The sequence below is a fragment of the Halomonas llamarensis genome (genome assembly GCF_023555005.1).
Lineage (GTDB): Bacteria > Pseudomonadota > Gammaproteobacteria > Pseudomonadales > Halomonadaceae > Vreelandella > Vreelandella llamarensis.
Genome location: NZ_JAMJPJ010000004.1, coordinates 169,779 through 179,166 on the forward strand (window position 1 = coordinate 169,779; position 9,388 = coordinate 179,166).

10 protein-coding genes and 2 rRNA genes are annotated in these 9,388 nt (G+C 52.6%); 4 read left to right on the forward strand and 8 right to left on the reverse strand.

All coding sequences use genetic code 11. The features are described 5' to 3' along the window. Positions 1-11: 11 nt before the first annotated feature. The 6 genes from flgG to flgB are packed head-to-tail and all read right to left on the reverse strand — an operon-like array spanning position 12 to position 4,502. Positions 12-794 (reverse strand): flagellar basal-body rod protein FlgG, encoded by a 783-nt coding sequence (gene flgG / locus M8006_RS04740; protein ID WP_250080312.1) that lies wholly within the window; start codon positions 792-794, stop codon positions 12-14. Positions 795-821: 27 nt separating this feature from the next. Then, a complete protein-coding gene (locus M8006_RS04745; protein ID WP_250080313.1) occupies positions 822-1,580 on the reverse strand; it encodes a flagellar basal body rod protein FlgF in 759 nt (252 codons plus the stop codon). A gap of 41 nt (positions 1,581-1,621) precedes the next feature. Beyond that, a complete protein-coding gene (gene flgE, locus M8006_RS04750) occupies positions 1,622-2,905 on the reverse strand; it encodes a flagellar hook protein FlgE (RefSeq protein ID WP_250080314.1) in 1,284 nt (427 codons plus the stop codon). Positions 2,906-2,929: 24 nt separating this feature from the next. Beyond that, positions 2,930-3,628 carry a flagellar hook assembly protein FlgD gene (locus M8006_RS04755; protein WP_250080315.1) on the reverse strand — a complete coding sequence of 233 codons (699 nt, stop codon included), beginning with the start codon at positions 3,626-3,628 and terminating at the stop codon, positions 2,930-2,932. Between the two features lie 11 nt (positions 3,629-3,639). Continuing rightward, positions 3,640-4,050, reverse strand: a complete 411-nt coding sequence (gene flgC / locus M8006_RS04760) for a flagellar basal body rod protein FlgC (RefSeq protein WP_250080316.1) — start codon at positions 4,048-4,050, stop codon at positions 3,640-3,642. A 17-nt stretch (positions 4,051-4,067) separates the two neighbouring features. Beyond that, positions 4,068-4,502 carry a flagellar basal body rod protein FlgB gene (gene flgB, locus M8006_RS04765; protein WP_250080317.1) on the reverse strand — a complete coding sequence of 145 codons (435 nt, stop codon included), beginning with the start codon at positions 4,500-4,502 and terminating at the stop codon, positions 4,068-4,070. 194 nt (positions 4,503-4,696) lie between these two features. On the opposite strand from flgB, the gene flgA reads away from it, so the two are divergent. The 4 genes from flgA (at position 4,697) to M8006_RS04785 (ending at position 7,098) form a co-directional block, all read left to right on the forward strand. Then, entirely contained in the window at positions 4,697-5,419 is a 723-nt protein-coding gene (gene flgA, locus M8006_RS04770) for a flagellar basal body P-ring formation chaperone FlgA (RefSeq protein ID WP_347709740.1), read from the forward strand. A gap of 100 nt (positions 5,420-5,519) precedes the next feature. Continuing rightward, positions 5,520-5,786: a flagellar biosynthesis anti-sigma factor FlgM gene (flgM, locus tag M8006_RS04775; protein WP_250080318.1), complete on the forward strand. Its 267-nt coding sequence runs from the start codon at positions 5,520-5,522 to the stop codon at positions 5,784-5,786. Positions 5,787-5,816: 30 nt separating this feature from the next. Then, complete coding sequence (locus M8006_RS04780; protein ID WP_250080319.1) at positions 5,817-6,266, forward strand: flagella synthesis protein FlgN; 450 nt, start codon at positions 5,817-5,819, stop codon at positions 6,264-6,266. Between the two features lie 88 nt (positions 6,267-6,354). Further along, positions 6,355-7,098, forward strand: a complete 744-nt coding sequence (locus M8006_RS04785; protein WP_250080328.1) for an SDR family NAD(P)-dependent oxidoreductase — start codon at positions 6,355-6,357, stop codon at positions 7,096-7,098. Between the two features lie 70 nt (positions 7,099-7,168). Here the strand turns inward: M8006_RS04785 and rrf are convergent. Both rrf and M8006_RS04795 read right to left on the reverse strand, forming a co-directional pair. Continuing rightward, positions 7,169-7,284: ribosomal RNA gene (gene rrf / locus M8006_RS04790) — 5S ribosomal RNA — on the reverse strand. Positions 7,285-7,417: 133 nt separating this feature from the next. Beyond that, positions 7,418-9,388 (reverse strand): 23S ribosomal RNA (locus M8006_RS04795); the annotation flags it as partial.

The window sequence follows — 9,388 nt, forward strand, 5'->3', positions numbered from 1 at the left end:
CATAACGGCCATTACAGCTGGCTTAAACGCGCCAACATTTCATCGCTGGTCGTAATTGCCTTACTGTTGATCTCGTAAGCGCGCTGGGTTTGAATCATGCTAACCATTTCTTCCACTACACTCACATTGGACGTTTCTACATAACCTTGGAAGAGACTACCGATGCCATTTTGGCCGGGAATGTTTTGGTTTGGTGCGCCGGATGACCCCGTTTCCAAATAAAGATTGCCGCCAATACTTTCAAGCCCTGTGGGGTTGATAAAAGAAGCAAGGTTAACTTGACCAATTTCATTATCTACCGGGTTACCAGGCTCTCGTACGCTGACGATACCATCTTCACCAATGTTGACCGACAGTGCGTTTTCGGGAATAAAAACGGCCGGTTCCAGGGGATAACCGTTTGCAGTCACCATCTGGCCGTTTTCATTTAGCTGGAAACTACCATCGCGGGTATACGCTGTGGTGCCATCGGGCATCAGCACTTGAAAAAACCCTTTGCCATTAATCGCCAGGTCACGCGAGTTTTCAGTCTGCTCGAGCCCGCCTTGCGTATGCAAGCGCTCCGTCGCTACCGAGCGGACACCGGTACCCACTTGCATGCCGGAAGGTAGACGGTCTTGAATATTGTTCTGTGCACCGGGTTGGCGCATGTTTTGGTACAGCAGGTCTTCAAATACCGGCCGCGAGCGCTTAAACCCGTTGGTACTGACGTTGGCCAAGTTATTGGAGATCACATCAAGCTTGGTCTGCTGTGCCTCTAAGCCTGTTTTGGCCGTCCAGAGCGACTTAATCATTAAAAATTCCTTTAGCTATCAAGTGTATCAACCCTGGAGAGAGAGCATGCCATTGGCACGCTGAGCATTCTCATCCGCCGTGCTAATCACTTTCATCTGCATATCGTAGCGGCGGGCGACATCAATCATGGAAACCATAGCATCCACAGCGCTGACATTACTGCCTTCTAGCGCGCCGCTAATCAGCTTCGCGTCTTCGTTAGCGGCCAATGCCCCGGGCACGCCTTCTTCATTTTCTGGCGCGCGAAAAAGGCCATCTTCACCGCGAGTTAACTCGCCGGGCTCTGGTGTCGCAAGCTTAATTCGGCCAACATTGACCAATGCCTCTGGGCCTACGCCTTCAGGAATGGCACTGATGGTGCCATCGGCCCCAATAAACACTTCTGACCCCTGAGGTACGTTAATAGGCCCACCATCGCCTATCACTGGGCGACCGACGTTCAACAAAATACCGTCAGCGTCGATTTGTAAATCGCCACGACGTGTATACGTTTCAGTGCCGTCTTCCGCCTGCACGGCCATCCATGCATCGTCTTGCATCGCCACATCAAGCGCACGCCCGGTAGTCTCGATCGGGCCTTGAGAGTAATCCGTGCCCGGCGTGGTGGTCACCGCGTGAGTGCGCGAGTCTAACCGTGCCTCACCCTGAATCGGCACCGCACGCACGGCGTCAAACTGGGCGCGAAAGCCAGTGGTGGAAACGTTCGCTAGGTTATTGCTGACCACCGACTGCTGATCCATGCTGTGTTTGGCGCCGCTCATCGCGGTATAAAGCATCCGATCCACGGTTAACTCCTTATACGTCGCCCAAGGCGTTTAACAACTGATTAAAGGTTGATAATGGTCTGAAGCAGTTCATCTTGGGTGCTGATGGTCTGCGAGTTGGCCTGATACGCCCGCTGCGAGATAATCATATCCACCAGTTCACCGGCCAAATCCACGTTAGAGGTTTCAATCGCGCTCGCCTCAATCAAACCGCGCTGACCGGTACCCGGCGCACCCACAAGCTCATCACCCGATGAGCCCGTGGCCGACCACAAGTTATCACCCTCAGGCTTTAAGCCTTCCGGGTTACGGAAACTGACTAGCGAAATTTGACCCGCTGCCAACGACTGCTCATTGGAGTAGTTACGCATAACGGTGCCATCGTCTTCAATGGTGACACCCACGAGAGAGCCAGCAGTGAAGCCATTTTGAGTCGCGTCATTGACGGTTGAAGGATCAGCGAATTGCGTAGACCCTTGCACATCAATGGCAATATCTAAGGGGTCAAAAACCGGGCCGAATTCGTTATCTGCAGCGACGCCAGGAGGCTCAACGGCAAAACCGCCAACACCACCAGTACTATCAATCGGGTTGATAGTCGTATTCGCATTATCTAGCGTACCATTGGTATTAAAGGCAATCCTACCCAAGTCAACGCTATATGCTTCAGCGTCATTAGGCCCACCAGTCATACGGCCTTGAACTTCCCACTGATTGTTAGCATTTGCGTCTTTAATAAAATACATGGATAAGTTACGCGCATTACCTTGCGAATCATAAACAGTGGCATTCGTTGAGTAACTATAGGTAGCGGTATCCGTCGGATCAAAAACATAGCCAGCAGCAGCGGTATCTATACCCGCTTCACCCGAGTCTAAATTAAGCCCAACTGATAACACTGTTGTAGCATTTGCTTCGAGGGCTTCAGAATCTACCGTTAAGGGAGTTACCTCCCCCCCCCCCTGAACAACACCATCATCATCAGCGGCGAAACCCATAATCTGCGCGCCCTGGGCATTTACTAAATCGCCATCGGCGGTCATGGTCAGTTGGCCATTGCGCGAGTAACCCACTTCGCCTGTTGGCTGCTGGAAGCGGAAAAAGCCTTCGCCCGCAATTGCTAAGTCCATATTGCGGTTGGTGGACTCAACATTGCCCTGGCTAAAATTCTGCAGCACCGTAGAGGTACGAACCCCGAGCCCAATACGCGACTCGGCAAACACATCGGCGAACTGTACATCGGAGCTTTTAAAACCGACCGTTTGCGAGTTGGCGATGTTGTTACCGACGGCACCCAGCTTTTGTTGCTGTGCGTTAAGGCCGCTAAGCGCTTGTGAAAAACTCATTCTCTTACCCCTGAAATTTATTTATTAAAGAATTTGTTTAACTTGGTCGATGCCGACCTGGCCATAAATGGCGCCCAAATCTAAGCGCACATCGCCGTCATCTTTCGCGGGTGTGACGCCCTGAACCAACGCGTAGTTGAGTGACTCGGCACTCATTTCCTCGCCTTCAGCGTCAAACGCTTTAAGGCTTACGCGGTAATCGCCCGCCACCAGCGGCTCGCCGTTATTGTTTAGACCGTCCCAACTAAACGATTGAACGCCAGCGCTAACATTCTCAACTTTTTCGGTGTACACCACTTCGCCCGTTTTGCTAGTGACCGAAATATCAACGCGCTCAGCAGGCTTAGCAAGCTCGATACCAAACGGTGTGGCGTGTGAAGCGCCTTCGTCGTCGATGTTAACCTTAACGCTATTACCCGGCACCAACACGGCGTTGCCGATCAAGCCTGACGCTTGCAGCATCTTGCCAGCATCCATCTGCTGGGTAATGCCATTGAGCGTATCGTTAAGCTGCTCAATGCCGCTCACCGTATTAATTTGCGCGAGCTGCGAGGTCATTTCTTCGTTTTTCATTGGATCCATTGGATCCTGATTTTCCAGCTGCGTCACCAGCATTGTTAGAAAGCTTTCTCGCAGCTCATCAGACTGACTTTGGCTCAGCTTTGGGTTACCACCATTTCCATTGATGCGATCTAACACAGTGTTGTTGATACCGTCAATCATTGGCGTAATCCTTAGTTCTGACCAAGCGAGAGCGTCTGCATTAGCATCTGCTTGCTGGTGTTGAATACTTCGACGTTGGCCTGATAAGAGCGCGACGCGGAGATCATATTGACCATTTCGTGCGCGGGTTCAACGTTGGGTTTGGCCACGTAACCGTCTTCATCCGCGGCGGGGTGGTTAGGCATGTACTCCATGCGCAGCGGTGAGTCGTCTTCGACCACTTCCGTTACACGTACACCGCCGACACCGTAACGGTTGTTTTGCGACTGGGTTTCAAACATCACCTGCTTGGCACGGTAGGTTTCACCATCCGGCCCGGCAACGCTATCAGCATTGGCCATGTTGCTTGCGGTGACGTTCATCCGCTGCGACTGCGCGCTCATAGCGGAGCCGGCAATATCAAATACGGAAAACATTGTCATAACTTATCCTCGCCTGATTATTCCGGCTGCATGGCATTTTTCAGCCCTTGAATGCGGCTATTGAGCATCGACAGCGCCGCTCGATAACGTACACCATTATCGGCAAACTGGGCGCGCTCACGGTCCATATCCACCGTGTTGCCATCTAAGCTTGGCTGGTCGGGTATGCGGTAGAGCAAATCCATATCACCGGCGCCGCCACTCAAAGCGGGCCCTTCGCCCGGCAAGTGGCGCGCTGACGTGCGTTCAAGCGCCAAGCCGTCGCGGCTGCCTTGCGAGCGTTCGCTGTTCTCAACCGCTTTTTTATACTCACTGCCAAAATCAATATCGCGCGCTTTGTAGTTAGGCGTATCCGCGTTGGCGATATTAGCCGCCAGCACTTCATGGCGCGCGTGGCGCAAGCCAAGTGCCTGCTGATGATGGTTGAAGGCAGATTCTAGTTTATCGATCATGCCGACCCTCTCTGAGAGGCGAAATAAATGGGAATTTGTTGATGATGCAGAATACCCTCCTCGGCGTCATTCTAAAGCATGGAACAGCCTTTTTTTCACCCGGTATTTCTGCTGATGCCGCCTAAGCCTTTTCGTTACACTTCAAATGCTTTTTTCTTTCGCCTTAGACTTCGTTGACGACCGAGACCTCAGTCATGCTGGCACTGTTATCCCTTCACTCTTTATGGATACCTCGCGTCATATTGGCGCTATTTGGTGTGATGTTAGTCACCGTGGTCTTCATCCCCAACATCGCGTTCGCTAATGATGAAGTGCTAACCCAGCGAGTGCACCAGTTTTTGTACGAGAAGACCCTGATGCTTGGCGAAGAAGTCGTGATTGACCTACGTGCGCCGTCCCCTCATCTACCCGCTTGCATCAACCCAACCCCGTTTCTGCCCAATGCCGATCAAGCGCCACTGGGACGCATCTCCGTTGGCGTTCGCTGTGGTGAACAACAGAGCCAAGTTCGTTACCTTCAAGCCCAAGTAGACGTTATCGGCCCCTATGCAGTAGCGTCAGAGGATATCTCACGCGGCACGCTGATTACTGAATCCATGCTCGATACGCAACGCGGCAACCTTGGCGAGCTTTCTTCGCGCACGCTAACCGAAGCCGATAGTATTGTCGGCAATGTCGCACTCCGCCCCATTCGCAGCGGCAGCTCGTTTCAAGCCCATGACATCCAGGCACCACGCTTGGTCGAGCGAGGGCAGCGCGTCACCGTTATTGCCGAAGGCCCCGCGTTTCGAATTGCTCGCGAGGGGGAAGCGATGGATGACGGCGGCCTAAATGAGAGGATACGCGTACGTTTTGGCTCCCGTGAGATATTGGAAGCACGCATCACCGGGGATGGCGTTTTACAGATCGATTTTTAGCGCGAATTTCACCGCCAGACACTAAAGTTTTGCCAAGTACCGCCGATAGCAATAGTCAATTGGCGCAAAATGCCATCCAAGCTCAACGGAGGCTAATAACGTGAAAGTGGATAACGTAAATTCGCTGCTTCGACCTAATCCAACACAGCCGCGCGATGAAACGCAGAAATCCCAAGCGGGGGGCTCTGCCAGCGTAAAACAAGGCTCAGCTGACGCAACGCAATTAAGTCAGCAAAGCGTGGATACCTCTCAAGATATCGACCTCGCTAAAGTTGATGAAATTCGTGACGCTATCCGTGAAGGCAAACTGGACATTGACCCCGAACGCATTGCCAGCGGTTTACTTGCTAGCTTAAGTAGTGAGTAATCAATACCGATTATGTAAGGAGATGTTTTCATGAGTCTTGCGCGCCTACTCCATAATCAACAAGAACGTATGGATACGTTGATCGCATTAATGGAAAAAGAGCAGTCGCTACTTACCCAAGGTGATATCGATGGCGACGCACTGGCTACGTTAGCCCATGAGAAACAATCCCTGCTGACAGAGCTTGATCGCATGGAAAGCCTTCGCCGTGATGTGCAAAGCCGTCTCGGTTATGAAAAAGGCGCTACCGGCGCCAAGGAGGCGGCGAAAGATGCCAACTGCCATTCTGACTGGCAACAGCTGCTGATAAAAAGCGAACGGGTCGCGCGCATTAACGAGCTAACCGGTCAAATGCTTTCGCTGCGCATGAAGCACAATCAGCAGATGCTGGATTATATCCGCCAGATTGCCGAAAAAACATTATACAAACCTGATGGCCGCAATAGCGCCCAGCCCGGCCGCATTAACGCTTCTGCTTAGAGAGCGTCAAAATACCCCTCCAGAATATAGACAAAACATATACAAGCCGCTTCAATGGAAACACATGTTTTCCATTTTGGAGCTTTATATGCTGCCTCACCTTCCAGATGCTTTTACTGCCGTAGTGACAGGCACCGGTGGTGGTATTGGCCATGCCATGGTGCAATCCCTTTTAGCCTCACCCCAAGTTGGCAAGCTAATAGCCGTAAGCCGCAGCGGCTCTCAAACCAACACTGATCCCCGCGTACAATGTCTCCAAGCGGATATTACGCAAGAGAGTGGTCGACAATTGCTGGTTGAACAGCTAAATGGCGAGCCTGTACACCTGCTGTTTAACGCTATCGGTATCTTGCATGATAGTCAGAAGAAAGTTGCGCCTGAAAAGCGTCTGGAAGAGCTTGATACTGAGGCTTTCGACCGTGTAATGCATATTAACGCAGCAACGCCAGCGCTGCTGATTGCTGACCTAAAAGGCTCACTACAAGGAAAACACCCCACGATAATTGCTAGCCTCTCCGCGCGAGTTGGCTCTATTGGAGATAACGGCTTTGGCGGCTGGTATAGCTACCGTGCAAGCAAAGCAGCACACAATATGCTGTTAAAAACTGCCTCTATAGAGCTAAAGCGGCTCAATAAGCAATCGATCATTCTTTGCTTACATCCTGGCACCACGGATACCGAGCTATCAAAACCCTTTCAAGCACGCGTACCAGAAAACAAGCTCTTTACGCCTGACTTTGTCGCGCAAAGCCTTATCGACGTTATGGCCCAACGAGCGCCGGAAGATACGGGCAGCTTTTGGGATTGGGCGGGTAAACCTATTGAGTGGTAACTCTTTTTAAAAAATACTAAACAAAAAAAATCCCCCCGGGCCTGAGCCCGGGGGGATTTTTCGGATAAGTGCCTGACGATGACCTACTCTCGCATGGGGAGGCCCCACACTACCATCGGCGCTGAGCGGTTTCACTACTGAGTTCGGCAAGGGATCAGGTGGTTCCCGCTCGCTATGGTCGTCAGGCGTAACTGGCGATCTATCATGCTGTGTTTTGTGCGTCTCTTTTACGTAGCCGTGGTGCGGGCTACGTAAGCGTATCCGGTGTTCTTTCGAACGTCATCGTTATCACTGGCTTTCCAGACCCCTTGGGTGTTATAGGGTCAAGCCTCACGGGCCATTAGTATCGGTTAGCTCAACGCCTTGCAGCGCGTCCACATCCGACCTATCAACCAGCTGGTCTTGCTGGGCCCTTTAGGAGGCTCATGGCCTCAGGGATGTCTCATCTTGAAGGGGGCTTCCCGCTTAGATGCTTTCAGCGGTTATCCCGTCCGCACTTAGCTACCCGGCAATGCCACTGGCGTGACAACCGGAACACCAGAGGTGCGTCCACTCCGGTCCTCTCGTACTAGGAGCAGCCCTTCTCAAACATCCTACGCCCACGGCAGATAGGGACCGAACTGTCTCACGACGTTCTAAACCCAGCTCGCGTACCACTTTAAATGGCGAACAGCCATACCCTTGGGACCGACTTCAGCCCCAGGATGTGATGAGCCGACATCGAGGTGCCAAACACCGCCGTCGATGTGAACTCTTGGGCGGTATCAGCCTGTTATCCCCGGAGTACCTTTTATCCGTTGAGCGATGGCCCTTCCATACAGAACCACCGGATCACTAGAACCTGCTTTCGCACCTGCTCGACGTGTCGGTCTCGCAGTTAAGCACCCTTATGCTCTTGCACTCATTGCACGATGTCCGACCGTGCTGAGGGTACCTTCGTGCTCCTCCGTTACACTTTGGGAGGAGACCGCCCCAGTCAAACTACCCACCACACACTGTCCTCGATCCGGATCACGGACCTAAGTGAGAACGCCAATGATGCCAGGCTGGTATTTCAAGGCTGGCTCCACCGCAACTGGCGTCACGGGTTCTAAGCCTCCCAGCTATCCTACACAGGCAACATCAGCGTCCAGTGTGAAGCTATAGTAAAGGTTCACGGGGTCTTTCCGTCTAGCCGCGGGTACACCGCATCTTCACGGCGATTTCAATTTCACTGAGTCTCGGGTGGAGACAGCGTGGCCATCATTACGCCATTCGTGCAGGTCGGAACTTACCCGACAAGGAATTTCGCTACCTTAGGACCGTTATAGTTACGGCCGCCGTTTACCGGGGCTTCAATCAAGTGCTTCGCCTTGCGGCTAACACCATCATTTAACCTTCCGGCACCGGGCAGGCGTCACACCCTATACGTCCGCTTGCGCGTTAGCAGAGTGCTGTGTTTTTAATAAACAGTTGCAGCCACCTGGTATCTTCGACCGCTCTCCGCTCCGCCCGCGAGGGGCTTCACGTAACAGCGGCGTGCCTTCTCCCGAAGTTACGGCACCATTTTGCCTAGTTCCTTCACCCGAGTTCTCTCAAGCGCCTGGGGATTCTCACCCTGACCACCTGTGTCGGTTTGGGGTACGGTCGCACATAATCTGTTGCTTAGAGGCTTTTCTTGGAAGCGTGGCATCAGTGACTTCAACACCGGGGTGTCTTCGTCTCGTCTCTCGGCCTTAAGATCCCGGATTTACCTGAGATCTCAGCCTACTGACTTTCACCAGGGCTACCAACGCCTGGCTCACCTAGCCTTCTCCGTCCCCCCATCGCAATCATGTCCGGTACGGGAATATTGACCCGTTTCCCATCGACTACGCCTTTCGGCCTCGCCTTAGGGGCCGACTCACTCTGCTCCGATTAGCGTCGAACAGAAACCCTTGGTCTTCCGGCGAGGGTGTTTTTCACACCCTTTATCGTTACTCATGTCAGCATTCGCACTCGTGATACCTCCAGCAGACTTCTCAATCTACCTTCATTGGCGTACACGACGCTCCTCTACCGCGCATTCCGAAGAATGCACCCGTAGCTTCGGTACCTGGTTTAGCCCCGTTACATCTTCCGCGCAGGCCGACTCGACTAGTGAGCTATTACGCTTTCTTTAAAGGATGGCTGCTTCTAAGCCAACCTCCTAGCTGTCTGAGCCTTCCCACATCGTTTCCCACTTAACCAGGATTTCGGGACCTTAGCTGACGGTCTGGGTTGTTTCCCTTTTCACAACGGACGTTAGCACCCGCTGTGTGTCTCCCACGCG